Origin of the sequence: Xanthomonas arboricola pv. juglandis, assembly GCF_001013475.1 — a bacterium.
GTDB classification, from domain to species: Bacteria; Pseudomonadota; Gammaproteobacteria; order Xanthomonadales; family Xanthomonadaceae; genus Xanthomonas; species Xanthomonas arboricola.
In genome coordinates this window covers 308172-329214 of the sequence record NZ_JZEF01000001.1, presented here as the reverse complement: position 1 = coordinate 329214, position 21043 = coordinate 308172, and the positions used below count along the sequence as shown (strand labels likewise).

Genomic DNA, 21043 nt, shown 5'->3' with positions numbered 1-21043 from the left:
CGCAGATCAAACGCTACGCAGCCAACACCAGGCCTTCGCGCAGCAACGTCGGTTGAGTGCAGTCAAACACCTCGGGTCGTCGAGCGCGCGGTGCCCTCGCCGCTCGCGGGACACGCCGTGAATCCGTCCCTGGAGGCTCCTCAGCGGCGTCCATGCCGCTAAGGGTCCCGCAACCGGCGAGGACACCGCACCAGAGCGTTGGTCGGTTGCTTTGTCTAAAACCATGCACACCGACCATCTCGACTGGTCCTTGCCCGCCCACCGTCGCGGGACCTTACGCGGCATGGATGCCGCGTAAGCGCCTACAGGGACGTACTTGCGGCGTGTCCTGCGATGGTGGGCGGGCAAGGGCCCTGCAGCCAAGCCACAGAGCGGCCGTCCTGCAACTGCTCCATCCACACTACCCAATCACCCACGCGACAAACGAAATTCATATCGTCGCGTCTGTCAGGGTTTGCACTGCAGACCACGCAGCAGCAAGACGATCGCAGCCGCGTGCCACACAACCCGCAATCACACGATGCACTCAGCCTTCACCGTTCTTGACGAGCAAGTGCTTGGCGAACATGCCGTGCAGCTTACCGAAGGCGCGTGCCAGATGCAGCGTGACGAACAGCAGCAGCACGCCCACGACGAACAACGGCAGCGTCATCCAAGCGCTGGTGACATCCACGCCATCCCAGGTCAGCACCGCCGTGTTGTCGAACAGCAGCACCAGCGGAGATGCGGCCAGGCCCAGCGCCAACGACAACAAGGTGGTGAACACGCTGAAGTAGACGATGCCCAGCGGCAGCATCAGCAGGAAGTACAGCATCGTGCTCCAGGTGCGCGCATCGGTGAACATTGCGCCGATGCGTTGTAGCCAGCCACCTTGCGGCCCCGGATGGGCCGGACGACGCGGCATGCGCACGCCCAGCAGCGTCTCCACCACGCGGCCTTCCACCAGTGATAGCACCCGCACCGATCCGAAGAACAGCACCAGCAACGGCACGCCGATGATCAGGATCATCAAGCCGGCCGACAGGCTCGCACCGGTGATCACCCAGGTGAAATAGAACACGCCGGTGACCAGCGACAGCAGCATGTAGAACAGCGCGCCGTAACTGCGTGGATCGGCAGCCACGCCGAAGAACCTGCCGAGCCACGAAGTGCGTCTGCGCGGCAGCGGCGGGCGCAGTGCACGTGTCACCGTCACTTCGGTTTCGCGATAGATCTCGGCCACTTCATCCGGCGCACCGTAGCTGCCTGCCACGCCGGCGATTACTTCCGCTTCGCTCTTGCCGGCCTGCTCGGCCAGTTCGGCGCGTAGATACTCTTCGGCGTCGTAGAGCGCGTCCTGGATCATCGCCGGGTCCGCGCCGGCCAGGGCCTGGCGCAGTTGTGCCAGGTAATCGGGAATGGTGGTCGGCAACGGGCGTGCCTGCGCAATGGTCGTCATGAGTGGGTCCCCTCCAGCACTGAGTCAACGGAATCGCGGGTGGCGCGCCAGGCGGCGGTCCAGTCGCGCAGGCAATCACGCCCGGTTTGGGTGATGCGGTAATAGCGCCGCGGTGGGCCGGACGCCGACGGCTCGACATGGCTTTGCAGCAACCCTGCCCCCTCCAGATTGCGCAGCACCGGATACAACGCGCTCTGCTTGCCGCTCAGCACGCCATCCAGCCGCTCCATGCGCTTGGCGATCAGATAGCCGTACAGCGGCTCCTCGGCCTGCGCCAGCACTGCCAGTAGCGCCAGCGACACCGTGCCCGCACTCAGCTCTTTCTGAAATTTCCGCAGGTAGGCATCGGGTTCGCTCATCGGCCATCTCCGCTAGGTCGAAGGCAATGCTATTGCGAAGTTGGGTATAGTGGATGTGCCGGTAGTCATGAGAATTGAGAATCGGGAGTGGGGAATCGGAAAAGCACGTCCCGTCACCCGCGTCGCTTATGTGGTCTCCGATGGCTTTATTGCCGGTGTACCGAATCATTTTTTTGAGAGTCGTGCGCTGCCGACGAAGCGTGCTCTACCGACTCCCCATTCCCGATTCCCCACTCCCGGCTTCATCAACGCGCTCATGTGCTTAGAACCATTGGGTTACTCCCTTTGCGGCAGCGCTCCACTACAGTCATTGCCCACTGGGCCGATACCACTCGCTCAGACGACTCACTTTTTTCGATAGGGCGACACGATGCGACTAGCACGCTTGGCACAGCCGGCTATGGCTGAAACTTCCTTTGGTGCCACCCGGCGCCTGTGCCTGGCGATCGGGTTGTCACTGCCGGGACTGGGGTTTGCGCAGGCGCAGACCGGGCAGGTCAATGCCGAGCAGGCCCAACCGGAGCCGGTGAAGGCTGCACCCGCCGCTCCGGCAGCGCCCGCTGCTGCGAAGGGTTATCCGCTGGAAGCGCAGGGCTGGGGCGCCAAGCAGGGCGGCAACATGTGGCAGGTGCGTTGGGCCGAAGACTGGTCGTATCTAAAGGATCCGTCCAAGCGCAAGAGTCCGTTCGATCCGCTCAAGTACATTCCGCTCAATGAATCGGGCGATGTGTATGTCTCGCTCAGTAACGAATTGCGCGTGCGCAGCAACACCATCACCAATCCCGGTTTGATTCCCGGCAGCCATTCGCAGCAGCAGTATCTGTTGCGCGCGTTCTTCGGCGCCGACTTCCATGTCGGCGAGCACTTCCGTCTGTATACGGAACTGGCGCACGGCAGCCTGGACGGACGCAACGAAGGTGCCAAGGCCGGCACGCAGGAAAACAACGCGATCCTGCAGCAGGTGTTCTTCGATGTGAAGGGCCGTGTCGCCGATGCCGACCTCGGCCTGCGTGTCGGCCGTCAGGTGTTTGTCGATGGCCCCGTCACGCTGATGGCATTGCGCGACAACACCGATATCTTCGTGACCTTCAACGGCGTACGCGCCTGGGCGATCGGCGAAAAGACACGTGTGGACCTGTTCGATTTCAACTTCAACCTCGATGGCACCGAAGGCCTGGGCGACGATCGCATCGACCGCTCGCGGCACTTCCGCGGCGTGGTCGGCGGCTATCGCATGCCGACCGCCAAGCCGATGTATCTGGAACCGTTCTTCTACCAGTTCCGTAACGACAATCAGGTCTGGGGACGGCAGACCGCCGAAGAAAACCGCAACTATTACGGCCTGCGCCTGTGGGGCAATGTGGGCAAGCTGCGCACCGACTCGTTCGTGACCGTGCAGCGCGGCAGCTACGGCGGGCGCGATCTGCGTGCCTACATGGCCAGCACCTCCAATGCCTGGACGCTGAGCGAATCGGGCTGGAAACCGCGGCTGGGCTTCCATAGCGAAATCGCTTCCGGCGGCGGTGGCTCCTCCGGCACCGGCACGCTGCGCAACAACAACTTCCTCTATGGCAATACGATCTACTTCAGCTGGGCGACGTTCTTCGGCCCGGTCAACCTGGTCACCGCCGCGCCCACGTTCACCTTCTCGCCCACTTCCAAGATCACCGTGAACCTGGAATGGGAGACGCTATGGCGGCAGACCACCAGCGATGCGATCTACAACAACCAGGCACGCGCCTACGCCCGCACGCAGAGCACCGGCGAGCGCCGCATCGGCACCATGCCGCGCATCAACGCCACCTGGAACATCGACCCGAACTGGTCGGTGACCTTCCGCGCCGAACACCTGATGGCCGGGCCCGCGCTCGAAAAGGCCGGTTACGGCGATTCGACCTTCGTGATGGGCTGGTTGAATTTCCGGTTCTAAGCAGGGGCATCACACTGATGTAGCGACTGACAACGCCGTCCGGGATCCGTTCCTGGGTGGCGTTGTCCGTTATGCAATCAGCGATGCGTGCTTGCCTGCACTGGTGTCGCCTTCTTCAGCCGCAAGTGTCACGGCTTGCCCTGCATCGCTGCTGCCTGTGCCACCTTGCTTGCCGCCAATGGCATCTGCAGGTTGGCGTGATCGCTGCGCGCGTAACGCGGCAGTTCTAGCGTCTTTCCATCTTTTACAGCGGTGATGTCGCGCCCTGGTCGGATCAGCGTGGCGGGCAGTTGATCCAGGCGCTGCGCCAGCGTCTGTTGCTCGGCAGGATGCGCACGTAGCCACAGCACTGCCGAGGTCAGCCGCGTTGTCGCGGCCAGATCCTGCAACTGCCATTGATACTGCGCGCTATCCATATGCTCCACGTCGGCGAACAGGCAGCCGATTGCGTTAGCGATACAGGCGAAGGTCACTGTTGGCGCGGCGGGTATGGCACTGGTCGCCACCTTGCGGTCCTGCTCCAGCTGCGTGCGCACGTCGGTGTGGCAGGCCCAGGTGTAATACGGCGCGGTCAGTGCACGGGTTCGTTCAACGTCCAGCAGCGGCGGTACCAACCTGTCGTACCAGCGCCGCTGCTCGCCGCCGGCTTCGACGACCGCGCGGTAATTGGCGCTGACCAAGCGTGCTTCGCCGCGTAGACCTCTACACAGGCTGGTCTCATCCATCGTCAACGGCGCAAATGCCGCTTGGCAATGCGCAGGTAACGGCTGGGCGGACGGCAGTTCGCTCAGCATGTCGGTGAACAGCTCGGCGTTACCGCGCAACATGGCTGCCCCGATCATCGTCGCGATCAGTGTGTCCTGACCGCGCAGCAGCACGCGCGCCACCTGTGCGTCCGCACACACGCCAGACAACGCAGCCTGCTGGCGGCCCTGGACGAAGTCCAGCGCGTGCTGGGTCATCGGCACACTCAACCCCTGCAACTCCGGCAGCGGTGTGTCGGCACGGGTCGGAAACAGATTGCGGTAGTAGTCACGCGATGACAGCGTGGCGGCGCGCTGCAACAGCGGCGCCTGTGACATCAGCGCATCGGCATAGGCTTGGGGCTGAGCGCGCACCTTGTCCAGGCAGTCTGGGGTGGACCAGTTGCACTTGGGCGGTGCGGCGGCTGGCCACGGCGGCGTGCGCGGATAGCGCGCTGCGTCGCTGACAAAACCGGCCGCAGTCCTGGTGTTCGCAAACCGCTGCAGATCGCGTGCCATCACGACGTCCTGTTCGGTAGCCGGCACGGCATACGGCAGCAACCAGAGTGCAGCAAATAGATTCGAGCCTGCCGGCGGTGCGGCTGGTGGTTGATCGATCTGCGCCAACGCCTGGCGCTGCGCATCAGGAATCGGCCAGCGCGCGGAGATCGCGTACAGGGCCACCAGCAGGGCGATCAGGATGCATAGCCCCAGCAGGGCCGACTTGAGGAATTTGGCGAGCATGCGGGGGGGCAACCGTCCGTGGATGAGCTGTGCCATCTTAGAGCGGCCCGGACAGAGCTGCGAGTGGCATACGCCGATGCGCACTTGCCGTCTCCCCGGCGAACAAGGCGCGCCGCGCGCCTGCACCGGACGCGGCCGAATGCCTACAATGCGCGTATGTCCGAATCCCCCACTCCGCCCACCCGCCCTTCCCTGCAACGCGTCTTTCTGACCGGTTTGCTCACCCTGCTGCCGGTCTGGTTGACCTGGGTGGTGGTGAAGTTCGTGTTCTCGCTGTTATCGGGCATCAGCAGCCCGTGGGTGGTGCCGTTGTCCGAACGCATCGCCGCCTCGTTCCCCGACTATCTAGGCTGGATCAAAGCGCTGTGGGTGCAGAACACAATTGCGCTGATCGCCACCGTGGGCGCGATCCTGTTCGTCGGCATCCTGAGCCGGCGCGTGATCGGCCAGCGCCTGCTGCGCTGGTTCGAGGCGATCATGCGGCGCATCCCGCTGGCCAGCGTGGTGTACGACAGCGCGCGCAAATTGCTCGACATCCTGCAGACCCAGCCCGGCAGCACCCAGCGCGTGGTGCTGATCGACTTCCCGCACCGGGACATGAAGTCGGTCGGCCTGGTCACGCGGGTGATCAAGGAACAGGGCACCGGCCGCGAGCTGGCAGCGGTGTACGTGCCGACCACGCCCAACCCGACCTCCGGCTATCTGGAGATCGTGCCGGTGGAGCTGCTCACGCCCACCGACTGGAGCGTGGACCAGGCGATGAGCTTCATCATCTCCGGCGGCGCAGTGGCGCCCGAATCGGTTCCCTTTACCCGTACCGCGGATCGCTAAAGCCATGACACAGGTGCGCACCCTCGACGATCGTGCGGTTCGCCTGTTCATTGCGCTGGCCGCGTTCTTCTGCGTCAACGCGGCATTGGCCGAGTTCATCGGGGTCAAGATCTTCGCGCTGGAAGACACCCTCGGCATCGCGCCGTTGAACTGGAACCTGTTCGGCCAGACCGGCTCGCTCAGCTTCACCGCCGGCACCTTGCTGTGGCCGGTGGTGTTCATCATGACCGACACCATCAACGAGTTCTTCGGCAGCCGCGGGGTGCGTTTCATCTCGTGGGTGGCGGTGGCGCTGATCGGCTACGGCTTCGTGTTCGCGTTCGCCGCCATCGCACTGGCGCCGGCGGGTTGGTGGGTCACGGCGGCGCAGAGCCAGGGCGTGCCCGACTACCAGGCCGCCTTTGCAGCGGTGTTCGGCCAGGGGCTATGGACGATCGGCGGGTCGCTGGTGGCCTTCCTGTTCGGCCAGTTGATCGATGTGTCGGTGTTCCATCGCATCCGCCGCGCCACCGGCGAAAAGCACGTGTGGCTGCGCGCCACCGGCTCCACGGCGGTGTCGCAGTTGGTGGACAGCTTCGTGGTGATCTACATCGCCTTCGTGCTCGGCCCGCAGCATTGGTCTACCGACCAGTTCCTGGCGGTGAGCACGCTCAACTACGTCTACAAGATGGGCTTTGCGATCGCACTGATCCCGCTGCTGTATCTGGCGCGCCGCGCCATCGGCGCATACCTGGGCGCCGAGCGCGCCGAGCAACTGCGCGAAGAAGCCGCCGCCGGCTGACAACGCGAAAACCTGCCGGCCGCAGCGCTGCCAGGCGAGGGCCGGCGCCCGTGGCGGTGGCTTCCACTCGGCCTCATCGGTCATGCATGTCGCCGGCCTGACGGTCGCTCGCTGCGTTTGCCGATCACGCAACACCCGCAGCGACCGCCCATCGAAATTTTGTTCAATCCGTCGCCGCGCTCGCTGGCCATGCTGTTGCGCCCCGCTACGGATTCCGCGCCATGGACCATCTTGTCGCAATGGCCAGCTTCGCGCTGGTGTGCTCGATTTCGCCCGGGCCGGTCAACCTGGTCGCGCTGAGCACCGGCGCCAGCGCCGGCGCGCGTGCCGGGCACGGCCATGTGATCGGCGCCACCGTCGGCTTCGTCGCGCTGCTGTTGCTGGTGGGCATGGGACTGCAGCAGGTGCTGCTGCGCTGGCCGCTGCTCGGCCGTGCATTGCATCTGGCCGGGGTGGCGTTTCTGCTCTACATGGCCTGGCGCCTGCTGCGCGACGATGGCGTCATCCAGACCGCCGGGGCGCGCCCGGCGGCCTCGTTCTGGACCGGTGCGGCGATGCAATGGCTCAACCCCAAGGCCTGGTTGGCGGCGACCTCCGGCGTTGCCCTGTATGCGACGGCAGGCACCACGCAGCTGGCGGGTTTTGCGGCGTTGTATGCGTTGATCTGCTATCCCTCGCTAGGGTGCTGGTTGCTGGCCGGCGCCGTGCTGCGGCGGCATGTGCAGGTGCCAAGGCAGCTGCGGCGGTTGAACCGGGTGCTGGCCGCGCTGCTGGTGCTGAGCGCGGTCTATCTGTTGCTGGAATGGGGCACGGCATTGCGGTAATGCCCTGGCGTCACCGCCCAGGCACGTTTGAAGCTGCGCTGCAGATGCGCCTGGTCGGCGTAGCCATGCGCGTAGGCGACCTCGGCAATGTCACCGCCGCGCCGCAAGGCCTCGCGCGCACGCTGGAAACGGCAATCCAGCAAATACGCATGCGGGGTCAGCCCGTGCGCCTGACGGAAGCCGCGAATCAAGCGCGGTGCCGGCATCCCGGCCAGCGTGCACAGCTCGCGTAGCGAGACCGCACGTGCATGATGGGTCTGCAGATACTCGGCCACCTGCTGCATCGGCCCGGTATCGACCGCGAGCGCACGACTGATCGGCTCCACATGCAGATACAGCCGCGCCACGAACGCGATCAACGCACTCTCGCGTGCCAGCGCATCGGCGTTGCCATCGGTCAATACGGCATGCATGCGCTCGAAGGCGGTATAGGCTGCCGGGGTCTGACACAGCGGCGCTGCCAGCATGTGCACATCCGCATTGGCGGCCAGGCCGAGTGCGCGTTGTTGTTCGCGCAGCCACGCCACGTCCAGATACAGCATGCGGAACGACCAGTCCTGCTGCTGATCCGGATTGCAGGCATGCACATCGCCAGGGTTGATCAGGGTCAGCGACCGCGCACCCACCTGCGCTTGCATGCGTCCATTGCGATAGCGCGCCAGCCCGCGATCGATCGCGCCCACCGACCATTGCTCATGCGTATGCGCGGCATAACACAGGCTGCGGCTGTTGATCACCTGGCGCAGTTCGACGAAGGGCAACGCCGGATCGCGCCAGAAGCCCTGCCCACCCTGCACGGGCAGCTGCGTCCCGCATGTCGATTCATCCCTTGGCATATGCGCAAGCCTATCGCACTGCAACATGCCTGCGTGCTGCAGGCGTGCGCAGCGGACTTCATGAATTCCAGGCGCGCCCCGTGTGCCGCATGGGTGGCCGGAACGGTGCGGATCGGGCAAGCTCCCCGCTCGCTTGTTCCCGGAGCCGGTAATGCCCCTCAGCTTTTCCCGCCTGCTGTCCCTGGCCCTGGCCGCCGTGCTGAGCCTGTCAGTGGCAGCGCCCGCCGACGCGGCCAAGAAGAAAACCGGCAAGGCACAGACCACGCAAACCCGCGCCAAGGCGAGCAAGGGCAAGAAGACCGCCAAGCCGGCGGCCAAGACCACCAAGGCCGCCAAGGGTGGCAAAGCCGCCAAGCCAAGGCCGCGTGCCGTGGCCGCACCGGTGGTGCTGACCAAGGCGCAGCAGCTCAATTTGCTCTACGACCAGTACTGGGATGCCTCGCTCAAGCTCAACCCGCTGCAGGCCACCTTCCAGGGCGAGACCCGCTACAACGACCAGTTGCCCAACTTCCTGTCGCCGGCGTTCCGCCAGCAGTCGCACGACTTCACCGTGCTGTGGCTGGGCAAGGCCGAGGCGCTAGGACCGGACGGGCTGAGCGGGCAGGACCTGCTGAGCTACCAGATCTTCGTGCGCGATGCGCGCAGCGCACTGGCGGCCGAGCAGTTCCCCAGCTGGATGCTGCCGATCAACCAGTTCTACAACATCGCCAGCATCGCGGTGGTGTTGGGCTCGGGCACCGGTGCGCAGCCGTTCAAGACGGTCAAGGACTACGACAACTGGTCGCGGCGCGCGGTGGGCATCCCTGACCTGTTCGACCAGGCCATCACCAACATGCGCGCCGGCATGCAGGCCGGCGTGGTGCAGCCGAAGGTATTGATGCAGAAGGTGCTGCCGCAGCTGGACGCGATCATTGCGCGCAATGCCGAAGACAGCCTGTTCTGGGGCCCGGTGCGCAACCTGCCGGCAGACATGCCCGAGGCCGATAAGCAGCGCATCACCGCCGAGTACAAGCGGCTGATCGAAGTGCGGATCATGCCGGCGTACCGGGCACTGCGTGGCTTCATCGCCACCGAGTACCTGCCGGCCTGCCGCGACACCGACGGCCTGACCGCGCTGCCCAATGGCGCGGCCTGGTACGCCTACGACGTGCGCCAGAGCACCACCTCCGAGCTGACCCCGGAGCAGATCCATCAGGTCGGGCTGGACGAGGTCGCGCGCCTGCAGGCAGAAATCGCCACGCTGGCCAAGCAGGTCAGGTTCCGCGGCAACCTGCCCAAGTTCTACAAGTTCATGCAGACCGACAGGCGCTTTGCGTTCCGCAGCGAGACCGAACTGCTGGGCTATTACCGCGGCCTGCAGGGACGCGTGCAGGCTGCGGTGCCGCGCCTGTTCAATGTGCAGGGCATGCCGGCGCTGGAAGTGCGCGTGGTGGAACCGCAGCGTGCGCAGTCGGCCGCCAGCGGCTCGTACATGCGCCCCAGCGGCGACGGCAGCACACCGGGCGTGTTCTACGTCAACACCTCCGACCTGGACACGCGCCGGACCTGGGAGACCGAGAGCCTGTATCTGCACGAGGCCATCCCCGGCCACCATTTCCAGCTCGGGCTGCAGCAGCAGCTGACCGACCTGCCCAAGTTCCGCCGCCTGGGCGGCGAGACTGCCTATATCGAGGGCTGGGGGCTGTACGCCGAATCGCTGGGCCGCGAACTGGGCCTGTATCAGGACCCGTACAACTACTACGGCTATCTGCAGAATGCGTTGTGGCGCGCAATTCGCCTGGTCACCGACACCGGCCTGCACAGCAAGGGCTGGACCCGTACCCAGGCGATCGACTACATGCTCAACAACTCGGCCATGACCCGGACCGATGCCGAGGCCGAGGTGGACCGCTACATGGCCATCCCCGGCCAGGCGTTGGCCTACAAGGTCGGCGAGATGAAGATCGCGCAGTTGCGTGAGCAGGCGCAACGCGAACTGGGCCCGCGCTTCGATGTGCGCGCCTTCCACACCGAAGTGCTCAAGGACGGCTCGGTGCCGCTGGATATCCTGCAGGACAAGATCCAGCGCTGGATCGCCACGCAGAAGGGCTGAGGCAGCTCAGCCCGCCACCCGCGCACGCGCCAGCGCGGCGATGTCGCGCGGTGTGGTGCGGCAGCAACCGCCGATCAGCCGCGCACCGGCCGCCAGCCACTGCGCATGCTGGTCGGCCAGGGTGCAGGCGGTCGTGCTGCCGGCATGCCACTGTTTTGCGCCGGCATCGTAGTGCTCGCCGGAATTGGGGTACACCACCAGCGGCAGCGCCGTCAGCGCGGACAATGTCTGCAACGCGGCGGTGACCTGCTCCAGCGCAATGCAGTTGATGCCCACCGCGATCACCTGCGCGCACGCATCCAGCGCGGGGATGACCTGCGCCAGCGCGGTGCCATCGCTCAAATGTGCCGCATCGCGCAGGGTGAACGAGAACCACGCATGCAGCTGCGGGAACTCCTCCAGCAGCAGGCGCAGCGCGACGATCTCGTTGGCCGACGGCAGCGTCTCGCAAGCCAGCACATCCACCCCCGCCTCAGCCAACGCGGCGATGCGCGGGCGATGGAAGTCCATCAGTTGCGCCAGCGGCAGGGCGTAGTCGCCCCGGTATTCCGAGCCATCGGCCAGGTAGGCGCCATACGGCCCGACCGACCCGGCCACCCATAACGGCGCGTCCTGTGGTTGCGCCTGCAGATGATCGACACGCGCCTGCGCGGCCAGGGCCACGCTGCGTGCGATCAGCGCCTGCGATTGCGCCAGGTCCAGCCCGCGCGCGGCAAAGCCCAGCGGCGTGGCCTGGTAGCTGGCAGTGATGGCGCACTGCGCGCCGGCAGCGAAATAGTCGCGATGCACCTGATAGATCAGCTCCGGCTGTTCCATCAGCACCCGCGCCGACCACAGCGCATCGTTGAGGTCGCAGCCGCGCTGCTCCAGTTCGGTGGCGAGCGCGCCATCCAGCAGCACGTAGCCGTCCTGCTGCAGCGCCTGGCTGAAAGGCGCACCGGCACGCGGCTGGCGCGGAAGAATCGTCATGCGGGTTGCCTCCTGCTCGCAAGCCATTGGGTGAATGCATAGGCGCCATAGCACAGCGCCACAAACGGAATGCCGCACCACAGCGCAATGCGCTGCTGCGGATCGAATGCTAGGCCGATGCAGGCCAGCAGACAGAGTGCAAAGCCCAGCAGCGGCGTCCACGGATACCACGGTGCGCGATAGGCCAGGCTCTCCGGCGCGATGCCATCGCGCAGCAACTGGCGACGGAAACGGTAGTGCGAGGCGCAGATGCTCAACCACACCACCACCACCGCAAAGCCGGACACCGCCGAAATCGCCACGAACACGGTATCGGCCGCATAGACGCCGGTGAGCAGCGCCAACAGGCCGCCCAGCATGCTCAGTACCAGGGCCGGCAACGGGATGCCGCGCCGGGTCAGGCCTGCGAGCCGCGCCGGCAGCGTGCCTTCGTTGGCCAGCGACCACAGCATGCGCGCGGCCGCATACAGGCCGGAATTGGCCGCCGACAGGATCGCGGTCAGGATCACCGCATTCAACACATCAGCCGCATACGGGATGCCCAGCAACTCGAACGCGCGCACGAACGGGCTGGTGTCCACCGCCGCCTGCTCGGCCGGCAGCAACGCGGCCAGCACCAGCACGGTGCCGACGAACAACACCACCAGCCGCACCAGCGTGGTGCGGATCGCCAGCGGAATCGCACGCGCCGGCTGCGCGGTTTCGCCAGCGGCCACGCCGATCAACTCGGTGCCGGAAAAAGCGAAGTTCACTGCCACCATCGTCATCAGGATCGGCAGCGTGCCTTGCGCAAACCAGCCGTCGGCGCGCAGGTGGCGCAATCCGGGGGCCGGCGACCCATCGGCCAACGGCAGCACGCCGATCACCGCCGCGCCGCCAAGCACGATGAACAGCACGATCGTGATCACCTTGATCAGCGAGAACCAGAATTCGCCTTCGGCAAACCAGCGCGCCGACACCGTGTTCAGGCCGAAGATCAGCGCGCAGAACAGCAGGCACCACGGCCATGCCGGCGTGTGCGGGAACCAGTACTGCATGCAGAACGCCGCCGCAGTCAGGCTCGATCCCAGCGCCACCGTCCAGGTGAGCCAGTACAACCACGCCACCACGTACCCGGTGGCCGGGCCGAGATAACGCGCGGCATACACATGGAAGGCGCCGGTCTGCGGCATCGCCACCGCCAGCTCGCCCAGGCACTGCATCACCAGATACACCACCAGCGCGCCGATCAGATAGGCGATCACCGTGCCGAGCGCGCCGGTGCTGGCGATGATGTAGCCAGTATTGAAGAACAGGCCGGTGCCGATCACGCCACCCAGCGACAACATCACCAGATGGCGCACCTGCATGCTGCGCTGGAATTGCGGTGCGGCGGTCGGCGACGATTCGGGCATGGGTGCATCTGATCGGGGGGAAGCTGCATCCTGCCACGCGCAGGCAGACGGGCACAGCCGTGTGCGGGCGAGCCGTGAGCCATGAGCTTTCGCTGACTGACGGGCGGCGATGCTGCCGATTGGTTTCCGCAGGCCCTCGGCATGCCGCATCATCGCCATCCAGCTGCGCAAACATCTGCGCGCGGCCGGTTTGCCCACAAACCTGCCAATGCCACAGCACGGTGCATGCGATGACCTTGCTGCGCTCTGCATCGTGGGCACACGCCTGCCCTCTATGTGCGACGCGCCCTTGACCGTGCCGGGTCGAGCTGCACCTGCACGCGGGCATGCGCGCCGCTGTCTTCGTCTTCGATGACTACGCCGCCGACCTTGGGATGCTGCGCGTTGGCGCCGAGCGTGATCGCCGGCGCCTCGATCATGCCGTGCCGCAGGCTGCGCGGTGCGCCCAGCGAAGCGCTGCGCGAGACCTGCACCTTCGGCCGCAAATCATGCAGCAGTTCGCGCGAGATCTCGCGCAGGAAGCGCGAGGGCAGGACGTTCGCCGTGCCGGTCAGGGATCGAGCCGGCAATAGGCGCCCGGTGTATAGCCAAAGCTCGCACTCATCGCGTTGCGAAACTCGGCGAACGTAAAGTCGGTCGCCACCCGCATCAACACGCCGGCATAGGCACCGCCGGTTCTGCCGCCGCTGCCGGTGCCCCACTGCACCTGCCAGGTCGCGTAGGTGTTACCGTCGTGGGTCTGGGCGCGCTGCAGGTCCACGCGCAGGCCTTTGACCTCTTCCATGTCCGCAATCACGCCTTCGCTGTTGGCGTAGTTGGCGGGGACTTGGATCACGGTAGCGTCGTTGACCTCGCTGCGGCGGATGCCGACATGGTTGGCGATCTTCGCCGCCAGGTAGTCGTCGAGCACATGCCTGCGGATCTTGGTGGTGGCACTGCTGAACGTGCCGGTGCCGTTGTTGGTGTAGGTGGTCATGGAGACAGTCATCTGGTGTTGGGTGGATGCGCGGATGGACGACGGCGCCGGGCCGGTCAAAGTTGGTGCAGGCGTTCGATGAACCCGGCGCGGTCCTCGATGCGCTGTTCGGTCGCGATCAGCGGCCTGTCCTGCCAGGTCGCCCTGCCCACGCGGGCGAGAGTTGCCTCGGCACCGCGGAGATCGCAGGCAGTCATCACTCCCTCGCTCGCGGTCAACTGCGCATAGCGGATCAGCACCCGTTCGTGTGCGGTGTAGACCACCTGGCTGGACGTAGCCGCGGTCATCTCGGCCAGCACGGTCTCGGGCTGCTCAACTAGCGCAGGCAACCGGCCCGATGTCAGCGATTCGATGCGACTGCAGTTGCAGATGCCCGTCCAGCCGGCGAACACGCCGTGCTCGGTGAGCAGTGGGGCCAGTTGCGGCAGCGAGGCCAGCGAAAAGCAGGTATCAACGATCAGCGCCGGCGTGCGGATGCCGATGGCGACCAGATCCGCGATGAAGCGCTGGAACATGGCGACATCGCAGCAGCCGTTGAACTGGGTCGGTGCGCCGTGGTTGTCGACGTCGCCGTGGCCGCCGCCGATCCACAACGTGTCGTAATGCAACTGCGGCGTGTCCTGCTCGGTGCGCGGCAAGGCTGCGACGATCGCGTCGCGACCGGGCATCGCGTCGGCCGGGTGCAGGATCACATGAACGCCCTGCGGGATGGATTTGAGATGCGGCGGGTGGAACGCGAGAATGGACATGGGTAGGCTCCGCTGGCATGGAAGGACGATGCCCCGGCGGCGTCATGCAAACGCGCACCGATACGACATCGGTGTCCAGCATCGGTTGCGTCGACAATGCAGCCCATCGGCAAACCCCTGACATCGGCCTGCCACGCGGAGGATGTTGGCGCTGCACGTCCGTGCTGGCGCCATTTGCGAGTCAGCCGTGCCGTGGTCCTCGATGTGCACGCACGGAGCGCTGCGTCACGCGCATTGCATGACTCCCGCCCGATGTCGACCGGCTATCGTGCCAAGCGCACGCAGACGGGCACAGCCGTGCGTAGACGAGCGGTGAAACAGGGCCTGCGGCTAACTCTCGGGCGGTTATGCTGCCGATTGGTTTCTGCTGGTCCTCTGACATGCCGCACCATTACCTTCCGTCTGCGCAAACATCCGCGCACTGCCTGCTTGCTGGGGGCGTGCCCACAAATCTGCCAATGCCACAGCACCCTGCGTGCGATGACGCTGCTGCGTCCTGCATCGTGGGCACGCGCCCGCCATCTGCATGCGAGGCGCCGCCGAGCGTGCCGGCACTGCCCGGCTGGTCGACGTCAATGCGTTGGAGCGCGGCATGATGCTCGCCGGCATCCACCATGTGGCGATCATCGCCGGCAACTACGCGGTGTCCAAACGGTTCTACTGCGACATCCTGGGCTTGCGGGTGCTCGATGAGCATTATCGGCAGGCGCGCGATTCCTGGAAGCTGGATCTGGCACTGCCCGATGGCGGCCAGATCGAGCTGTTCTCGTTTCCCGCCGCACCGCTGCGTCCCAGCCGCCCGGAAGCACGCGGCCTGCGCCATCTCGCCTTCCGCGTCGAGGATCTGGACGCGGCCGTGGCGCATCTCACTGCGCATGGCGTGGTCACCGAAGACATCCGCATCGACGAGTACACCGGCCGCCGCTTCACCTTCTTCGCCGACCCGGATGACCTGCCGCTGGAGTTGTACGAAGTGGGTTGAGCGCAGCATCCCCTGCGGGTTCGGTCACATCCGCCGCACGGTCATGTCGAGCAGGCGTAGTCGATCGTCTCTGTGACTTTCGGCGCATGCGGCACTGCGGTCACGCCGTGAAGATCAAGCCACCCAGGACACAGGAACCGTCCATGCTGCAGATCCGTGCGCTGTCCAAGACCTACGCCAACGGCGTGCATGCGCTGCAAGGCATCACGCTCGACATCCCGCGCGGCATGTTCGGCTTGCTGGGGCCAAACGGCGCCGGCAAGTCGTCGCTGATGCGCACGCTGGCCACGCTGCAGGAACCCGACTCGGGTAGCGTCAGCCTGACCGACGCCGATGGCAGCAGCATCGACGTACTCGCCGACAAGGACGCATTGCGGCGCCGGCTGGGCTATCTACCGCAGGATTTCGGGGTGTACCCGAAGGTGAGCGCGCTGGACATGCTCGATCACTTCGCCGTGCTCAAGGGGCTCACCGATCGCGGCCAACGCAAGGAGGTGGTCGAGCGACTATTGCAGCAGGTCAACCTGTGGGACGCGCGCAAGCGCAAGCTCGGCACCTATTCCGGCGGCATGCGGCAACGCTTCGGCATTGCGCAGGCGCTGCTGGGCAATCCGCAACTGGTCATCGTCGACGAGCCCACCGCCGGGCTGGATCCGGAGGAGCGCAATCGTTTTCTCAATCTGCTGGCCGAAATCGGCGAAAACGTGGTGGTGATCCTGTCCACCCATATCGTCGAAGACGTCACCGACCTGTGTCCGACGATGGCCATCATGAACAAGGGCCAGGTGCTGCTGAGTGGGCGGCCTGCCGATGCGATCGACATGCTGCATCAGCAGGTCTGGCGCAAACAGGTCAGCAAGCAGGCATTGCCCGATTACGAGGCGCGCTTCACCGTGCTGTCCACACGTTTGATTGCCGGCCACCCGGTGATCCACGTGTTCAGTGCCGACTGCCCGGAGCCGGGGTTCGAACAGGTCGCTCCCGATCTTGAGGATGTCTATTTCCAGCGCCTGCGCAAGCAAGCGCTGGCCGCCTGACGGAGCGCGGCGATGATCATGGCGTTCCTGCGCTTCGAGCTGCGCGAACAACTGCGCTCGCCCTTGCTGTGGCTGCTGGCCGCGCTATACGCGTTGCTGGCGTTTGCCGCGCTGTCCAGCGATGCGGTGCAGATCGGCGGCGGCATCGGCAACGTGCTGCGCAATGCGCCCACGGTGATCGCCACGCTGCTGGGGCTTTTCAGCCTGCTTGGCCTGCTGGTGATCACCCTGTTCGTCAGCAATGCCCTGCTGCGCGACTTTGACCTGGGCACTGCCGAGCTGGTGTTTTCCACACCGATACGGCGGCGCGACTACCTGCTCGGCCGCATCGGTGCTGCACTGATCGCCGGCATGCTGATGTATGTGGTGATCGCGCTGGGCATGTTCGCCGCGCAGTTCATGCCGTGGATCGATCAGGCGCGGCTCGGGCCGGTCGCGGTGCTGCCCTATCTGTGGTCGCTGCTGGTACTGGTGCTGCCCAACCTGCTGTTCACCACCGCGCTGCTGTCGGTGCTGGCGGTGACCACGCGCAGCATCCTGTGGGTCTACATCGGCGTGATCGTGTTCTTCGTACTGTACGGCGTGAGCCGTGCGCTGATGGCCGACCTGGACAATGTGTGGATTGCCACGCTGGCCGACCCGCTCGGCATTCGCGCGCTATCGCAGACGTTGCGCTACTGGTCGGTGGAGCAGCGCAACCACCAGTTGCCGCCGCTGACCGGTTACCTGCTCGCCAATCGCGCGGTGTGGCTGGGTATGAGCGGTGTGTTGTTTGCCGCCACCTTCGCGCTGTTCCGTACCGAGCGCAGCGGGACGCGGCGGCGCCGTGGTGTGGCGTCGGTTACGCCCGCTGATGCACCTCCCGCCAGCACGCGCGTCAGCACGACACGCCTGACGGTCACCCCGCGCTTTGGCGCGGCCACTGCATGGCGGCAACTGCTGCGCCAGATCCGCTTCGACACGCTGGGCGTGCTGCGCAGCGCGCCGTTCGTGGTGCTGCTGATGCTGGGCCTGGCCAACTTCATTCCGACCGCGCTGTTCAAAGCGCGCTATTACGGCACTGCCGTGCTGCCGGTGACCTCGTTGATGCTGGAGGCGCTGCAGAACAGCTACAGCTTTCTGCTGATCATCGTGGTGCTGTTCTATGCCGGCGAACTGGTGTGGAAGGAGCGCAGCAACCGCATCGACGGCATCACCGACGCGATGCCGGTCCCCGATTGGGTGCCGCTGCTCGGCAAGTTCGTCGCCTTGCTGGCGGTGATCGCCAGCTTCCAGGCCGCCGGTGCGTTGACCTCGATCGCGCTGCAGCTGGGCCGTGGCTATACCAGCATCGAGCCGCTGCTGTATCTCAAGACGCTGGCGCTGGGCTCGGTGCTGTACGTGCTGATGGGCGGCATGGCGCTGGCGCTGCAGGTGCTGAGCAACAACAAGTTCGTCGGCTATGCGCTGCTGATGCTGGTGTTGATCGGGCAATCGGTGCTGTCGATGCTCGACTACACCCAGAACCTCTACACCTTCGGCGGTTGGCCCAACGCGCCATATTCGGACATGAACGGCTACGGGCACTTCCTGCCCGGCCAGTTGTGGTTCCAGGGCTACTGGGGCGTGTTCCTGCTGGCGCTGCTCCTGCTGTCCTCGGCGTTCTGGCCGCGCGGCGTGGGCCATGGCCTGCACCAGCGCGTGCGGCTGGCGTTACGGCGCCTGCGCAGCCCGACCGGTGCGGCCCTGGCGATCACCCTGCTCGGCTTCGCGGCGATCGGCGGCTGGCTGTACTGGAACACCAACGTCTACAACAGCTTCCTGTCGCCGGAACAACAGCTGGACCTGCAGGCACGCTACGAGCGCGATTACCGCAAGTACAAGGATCTGCCGCAGCCGCGCATCGTCGCCGTCGACAACCACGTCGACCTGCATCCGGAAACCCAGTCGGTCGTGGTCGATGCCACCTGGACGGTGCGCAACACCCACCCCACACCGATCAGCGAAGTGCACATCGGCATGCAGGGCCGCACTGGCGACCGCAGCCTGGTCAAGGTGGATCTGGGCGGGCAGACGCTGACCACGCACGATATCCCAGCCGGCTATCGCATCTACCGCCTGCAGACACCGCTGCAGCCCGGGCAGGAGCGCGTGTTCCGCTTCCGCGTGGACCAGCACCCGCACGGCCTCACCGCCGAGCAGGCGCAAACCGAACTGGTCGCCAACGGCAGCTTCTTCAACACCACCCGGCTGCCCTGGTTCGGCTACAACACGCAGGCCGAGATCAGCGACCGCAACGAGCGCCGCAAGCGCGGCCTGGGCGAACCCACCCGCATGCCCAAGCTCGAAGACCAGGCCGCGCGCGCCAACACCTACGTCAGCAACGATGCCGACTGGCTCGCTTTCGCCAGCACCGTCTGCACCGCGCCGGACCAGATCGCGCTGGCGCCGGGCTATCTGCAACAGGAATTCCAACGCAATGGCAGGCGCTGCTTCCGCTACGTGATGGATCGCCCCATGCTCAATTTCTACGCCTACCTGTCGGCACGCTGGGAAGTGCGCAAGGCGCGTTACAAGAACATCCCGATCGAGATCTATTACGACCCCAAGCATCCGTACAACGTGCAGCGCATGATCGAGAGCGTGCAGAAATCGCTGGCCTATTACGAAGCCAACTTCAGCCCGTATCAGCATCATCAGGTGCGCATCATCGAGTTCCCCGGCTACGCGCGGTTTGCGCAGTCGTTCGCCAATACCATTCCCTACTCCGAGTCGATCGGCTTCATCGCCGACCTGCGCGACAAGAACGACATCGACTACGTGTTCTATGTCACCGCGCACGAAGTGGCGCACCAGTGGTGGGCGCACCAGGTGATCGGTGCGAACGTGCAGGGCGCCACCCTGCTGTCCGAATCGCTGGCGCAGTATTCGGCGTTGATGGTGATGGAGCGCGAGTACGGACGCGCGCATATGCGCAGTTTCCTCCGCTACGAGCTGGATCGCTACCTGGAAGGCCGTGGCGGCGAAGCCATCGAGGAATTGCCGCTGTATCGGGTGGAGGATCAGCAATACATCCACTACCGCAAGGGGTCGCTGGCGTTCTATCGGCTGCGCGAGGACATTGGCGAGCAGGCGCTCAATCGCGCATTGCAGCGCTTTCTAGCGGCCAAGGCCTTTCAACAACCGCCTTACACCACCTCGGCCGAGCTGCTGCAGGCCATTCGGGCCGAGGCACGCCCGGACCAGCAAGGCCTGATCACCGACCTGTTCGAGAAGATCACCTTCTACGACAACCGCGTGGTCAGCGCGCAGGCACGCAAGCGCCCCGATGGCCGCTTCGAGGTGACCGTGCAAACGCAGGCGGCCAAGCTGCAGGCCGATGGCAAGGGCAAGGAGCATGCAGTGCCGCTGGACGACTGGATCGAGGTGGCGATCTACGGCGCTCCGGCCGGCAAGGACGCGCAAGCGCCGGTGCTGGCCTTGCAACGGCAGCACGTCACCAGCGCCGCGCCCAGTTTCACCATGACCGTGGACCGCCTGCCGGTCGAAGCCGGCTTCGATCCGGACAACAAGCTGATCGACCGCGTGCCGGCAGACAACCGCAAGCAGGTGACGCTGCAGTAGCCGAATGAACGCATTCCGCAGCGCGTCTTTCCGCCACCATACTCCACGGTATACATTCCGGTCAGGCCGTCGACGGCGGCCATAGCAATCCCTGGGAGGGGACACATGCGCAAGACCTTCAAGACCCTGATGCTGGCCCTGCCGCTGGCCGCCGCCTCGCTGCTGGCCCAGGCCGCCGATTCGCCGGTGGGCCGCTGGAAGACCATCGACGACGAGACCGGCAAGCCCAAGTCGGTGGTGCAGATCGAACAGCTCGGCAACGGCACGCTGAGCGGCAAGGTGGTCGACATCCTGCAGTCCAACCACGGGCCCAACCCGACCTGCGACAAGTGCGATGGCGCGCTCAAGGGCAAGCCGATCAAGGGCATGACCATCCTGTGGGGCCTCAAGCCGGACGGCACCGCGGTGTGGAGCGGCGGCTCGGTGCTCGACCCGGCCAAGGGCAAGACCTACAAGGCCAAGGTCACCCTGACCGACGGCGGCAAGAAGCTGCAGATGCGCGGCTATGTCGGCATCGAGGCGTTGGGCCGGACCCAGACCTGGATTCGCGAATAGCCGGGAATCGGGAATCGGGATTGGGGAATCGGTACGAGCAGGCGCCCGTGAGGGCGCCTTTTTTGCATGTGCCCATCCTGACGCTACGCGCGCGGCCAAACACCTACGCGCTTCGACAACATGGCCGCATGACCCTGCTTTGACCGATTCCCCAATCCCGATTCCCGATTCCCAGCCCCAATCCCGGCTCTCGACTAATG

General features: G+C 65.4%; 17 protein-coding genes and 1 pseudogene. 9 read left to right on the top strand and 9 right to left on the bottom strand.

Going from position 1 to position 21043, the window contains the following annotated elements; translation table 11 throughout:
• Positions 1-526: 526 nt before the first annotated feature.
• Both XARJCFBP2528_RS01345 and XARJCFBP2528_RS01340 read right to left on the bottom strand, forming a co-directional pair.
• Entirely contained in the window at positions 527-1438 is a 912-nt protein-coding gene (locus XARJCFBP2528_RS01345) for a sensor domain-containing protein (RefSeq protein WP_016904271.1), read from the bottom strand.
• Positions 1435-1797: a PadR family transcriptional regulator gene (locus tag XARJCFBP2528_RS01340; RefSeq protein ID WP_016904272.1), complete on the bottom strand. Its 363-nt coding sequence runs from the start codon at positions 1795-1797 to the stop codon at positions 1435-1437. Before XARJCFBP2528_RS01340 ends, XARJCFBP2528_RS01345 begins: the two co-directional genes overlap by 4 nt.
• Before the next feature lie 370 nt (positions 1798-2167).
• On the opposite strand from XARJCFBP2528_RS01340, the gene XARJCFBP2528_RS01335 reads away from it, so the two are divergent.
• On the top strand, positions 2168-3727 hold the full coding sequence (locus XARJCFBP2528_RS01335) for an alginate export family protein (RefSeq protein WP_026064762.1): 1560 nt from the start codon (positions 2168-2170) through the stop codon (positions 3725-3727).
• A gap of 128 nt (positions 3728-3855) precedes the next feature.
• Here XARJCFBP2528_RS01335 and XARJCFBP2528_RS01330 read toward each other — a convergent pair whose 3' ends face one another.
• Positions 3856-5214, bottom strand: a complete 1359-nt coding sequence (locus tag XARJCFBP2528_RS01330) for a hypothetical protein (RefSeq protein WP_016904274.1) — start codon at positions 5212-5214, stop codon at positions 3856-3858.
• A 156-nt stretch (positions 5215-5370) separates the two neighbouring features.
• Here XARJCFBP2528_RS01330 and XARJCFBP2528_RS01325 point away from each other — a divergent pair, with 156 nt between their 5' ends.
• From XARJCFBP2528_RS01325 to XARJCFBP2528_RS01315, 3 genes are all read left to right on the top strand, one after another.
• Positions 5371-6045 carry a DUF502 domain-containing protein gene (locus tag XARJCFBP2528_RS01325; protein WP_024940643.1) on the top strand — a complete coding sequence of 225 codons (675 nt, stop codon included), beginning with the start codon at positions 5371-5373 and terminating at the stop codon, positions 6043-6045.
• A 4-nt stretch (positions 6046-6049) separates the two neighbouring features.
• Entirely contained in the window at positions 6050-6826 is a 777-nt protein-coding gene (locus XARJCFBP2528_RS01320) for a queuosine precursor transporter (protein ID WP_016904276.1), read from the top strand.
• A 221-nt stretch (positions 6827-7047) separates the two neighbouring features.
• A complete protein-coding gene (locus tag XARJCFBP2528_RS01315; RefSeq protein ID WP_026064763.1) occupies positions 7048-7650 on the top strand; it encodes a LysE family translocator in 603 nt (200 codons plus the stop codon).
• On the opposite strand, the gene XARJCFBP2528_RS01310 is transcribed toward XARJCFBP2528_RS01315, so the two are convergent.
• Positions 7614-8447, bottom strand: coding sequence for an AraC family transcriptional regulator (locus XARJCFBP2528_RS01310; protein WP_016904278.1), 834 nt, complete (start codon positions 8445-8447; stop codon positions 7614-7616). The genes XARJCFBP2528_RS01315 and XARJCFBP2528_RS01310 overlap by 37 nt on opposite strands.
• A 190-nt stretch (positions 8448-8637) precedes the next feature.
• On the opposite strand from XARJCFBP2528_RS01310, the gene XARJCFBP2528_RS01305 reads away from it, so the two are divergent.
• A complete protein-coding gene (locus XARJCFBP2528_RS01305; protein ID WP_039528291.1) occupies positions 8638-10578 on the top strand; it encodes a DUF885 domain-containing protein in 1941 nt (646 codons plus the stop codon).
• Positions 10579-10584: 6 nt separating this feature from the next.
• On the opposite strand, the gene mmuM is transcribed toward XARJCFBP2528_RS01305, so the two are convergent.
• The 5 genes and pseudogenes from mmuM to XARJCFBP2528_RS01280 form a co-directional block, all read right to left on the bottom strand.
• Complete coding sequence (mmuM, locus tag XARJCFBP2528_RS01300) at positions 10585-11547, bottom strand: homocysteine S-methyltransferase (RefSeq protein WP_016904116.1); 963 nt, start codon at positions 11545-11547, stop codon at positions 10585-10587.
• Positions 11544-12941 carry an S-methylmethionine permease gene (gene mmuP / locus XARJCFBP2528_RS01295; protein ID WP_016904115.1) on the bottom strand — a complete coding sequence of 466 codons (1398 nt, stop codon included), beginning with the start codon at positions 12939-12941 and terminating at the stop codon, positions 11544-11546. Before mmuP ends, mmuM begins: the two co-directional genes overlap by 4 nt.
• A gap of 272 nt (positions 12942-13213) precedes the next feature.
• A pseudogene (uvrD, locus tag XARJCFBP2528_RS01290) lies at positions 13214-13474 on the bottom strand (DNA helicase II); the annotation flags it as partial.
• 17 nt (positions 13475-13491) lie between these two features.
• Entirely contained in the window at positions 13492-13917 is a 426-nt protein-coding gene (locus XARJCFBP2528_RS01285) for a hypothetical protein (RefSeq protein ID WP_016904113.1), read from the bottom strand.
• A gap of 56 nt (positions 13918-13973) precedes the next feature.
• Positions 13974-14555 (bottom strand): hypothetical protein, encoded by a 582-nt coding sequence (locus XARJCFBP2528_RS01280; protein ID WP_026064725.1) that lies wholly within the window; start codon positions 14553-14555, stop codon positions 13974-13976.
• A 703-nt stretch (positions 14556-15258) separates the two neighbouring features.
• Between XARJCFBP2528_RS01280 and gloA2 the strand changes: the two genes are divergently transcribed.
• The 4 genes from gloA2 to XARJCFBP2528_RS01260 all read left to right on the top strand — a co-directional run bounded on the left by gloA2 (position 15259) and on the right by XARJCFBP2528_RS01260 (position 20843).
• Positions 15259-15648 (top strand): SMU1112c/YaeR family gloxylase I-like metalloprotein, encoded by a 390-nt coding sequence (gene gloA2 / locus XARJCFBP2528_RS01275; protein WP_026064724.1) that lies wholly within the window; start codon positions 15259-15261, stop codon positions 15646-15648.
• Between the two features lie 143 nt (positions 15649-15791).
• Entirely contained in the window at positions 15792-16685 is an 894-nt protein-coding gene (locus tag XARJCFBP2528_RS01270) for an ABC transporter ATP-binding protein (protein WP_016904110.1), read from the top strand.
• A 12-nt stretch (positions 16686-16697) separates the two neighbouring features.
• Positions 16698-20288 (top strand): ABC transporter permease/M1 family aminopeptidase, encoded by a 3591-nt coding sequence (locus XARJCFBP2528_RS01265; RefSeq protein ID WP_016904109.1) that lies wholly within the window; start codon positions 16698-16700, stop codon positions 20286-20288.
• Positions 20289-20393: 105 nt separating this feature from the next.
• Positions 20394-20843, top strand: coding sequence for a DUF2147 domain-containing protein (locus XARJCFBP2528_RS01260; RefSeq protein WP_016904108.1), 450 nt, complete (start codon positions 20394-20396; stop codon positions 20841-20843).
• Positions 20844-21043: the final 200 nt, after the last annotated feature.

Excerpts from the sequence above, each read along its gene's own strand:
- gloA2 (WP_026064724.1), top strand. The coding sequence starts at position 15,259 with ATGATGCTCGCCGGCATCCACCATGTGGCGATCATCGCCGGCAACTAC.
- XARJCFBP2528_RS01330 (WP_016904274.1), bottom strand. The coding sequence starts at position 5,214 with ATGCTCGCCAAATTCCTCAAGTCGGCCCTGCTGGGGCTATGCATCCTG.
- XARJCFBP2528_RS01340 (WP_016904272.1), bottom strand. The coding sequence starts at position 1,797 with ATGAGCGAACCCGATGCCTACCTGCGGAAATTTCAGAAAGAGCTGAGT.
- XARJCFBP2528_RS01320 (WP_016904276.1), top strand. The coding sequence starts at position 6,050 with ATGACACAGGTGCGCACCCTCGACGATCGTGCGGTTCGCCTGTTCATT.
- XARJCFBP2528_RS01270 (WP_016904110.1), top strand. The coding sequence starts at position 15,792 with ATGCTGCAGATCCGTGCGCTGTCCAAGACCTACGCCAACGGCGTGCAT.
- mmuM (WP_016904116.1), bottom strand. The coding sequence starts at position 11,547 with ATGACGATTCTTCCGCGCCAGCCGCGTGCCGGTGCGCCTTTCAGCCAG.
- XARJCFBP2528_RS01335 (WP_026064762.1), top strand. The coding sequence starts at position 2,168 with ATGCGACTAGCACGCTTGGCACAGCCGGCTATGGCTGAAACTTCCTTT.
- XARJCFBP2528_RS01285 (WP_016904113.1), bottom strand. The coding sequence starts at position 13,917 with ATGACCACCTACACCAACAACGGCACCGGCACGTTCAGCAGTGCCACC.
- XARJCFBP2528_RS01325 (WP_024940643.1), top strand. The coding sequence starts at position 5,371 with ATGTCCGAATCCCCCACTCCGCCCACCCGCCCTTCCCTGCAACGCGTC.
- XARJCFBP2528_RS01265 (WP_016904109.1), top strand. The coding sequence starts at position 16,698 with ATGATCATGGCGTTCCTGCGCTTCGAGCTGCGCGAACAACTGCGCTCG.
- XARJCFBP2528_RS01260 (WP_016904108.1), top strand. The coding sequence starts at position 20,394 with ATGCGCAAGACCTTCAAGACCCTGATGCTGGCCCTGCCGCTGGCCGCC.
- XARJCFBP2528_RS01315 (WP_026064763.1), top strand. The coding sequence starts at position 7,048 with ATGGACCATCTTGTCGCAATGGCCAGCTTCGCGCTGGTGTGCTCGATT.
- XARJCFBP2528_RS01345 (WP_016904271.1), bottom strand. The coding sequence starts at position 1,438 with ATGACGACCATTGCGCAGGCACGCCCGTTGCCGACCACCATTCCCGAT.
- mmuP (WP_016904115.1), bottom strand. The coding sequence starts at position 12,941 with ATGCCCGAATCGTCGCCGACCGCCGCACCGCAATTCCAGCGCAGCATG.
- XARJCFBP2528_RS01305 (WP_039528291.1), top strand. The coding sequence starts at position 8,638 with ATGCCCCTCAGCTTTTCCCGCCTGCTGTCCCTGGCCCTGGCCGCCGTG.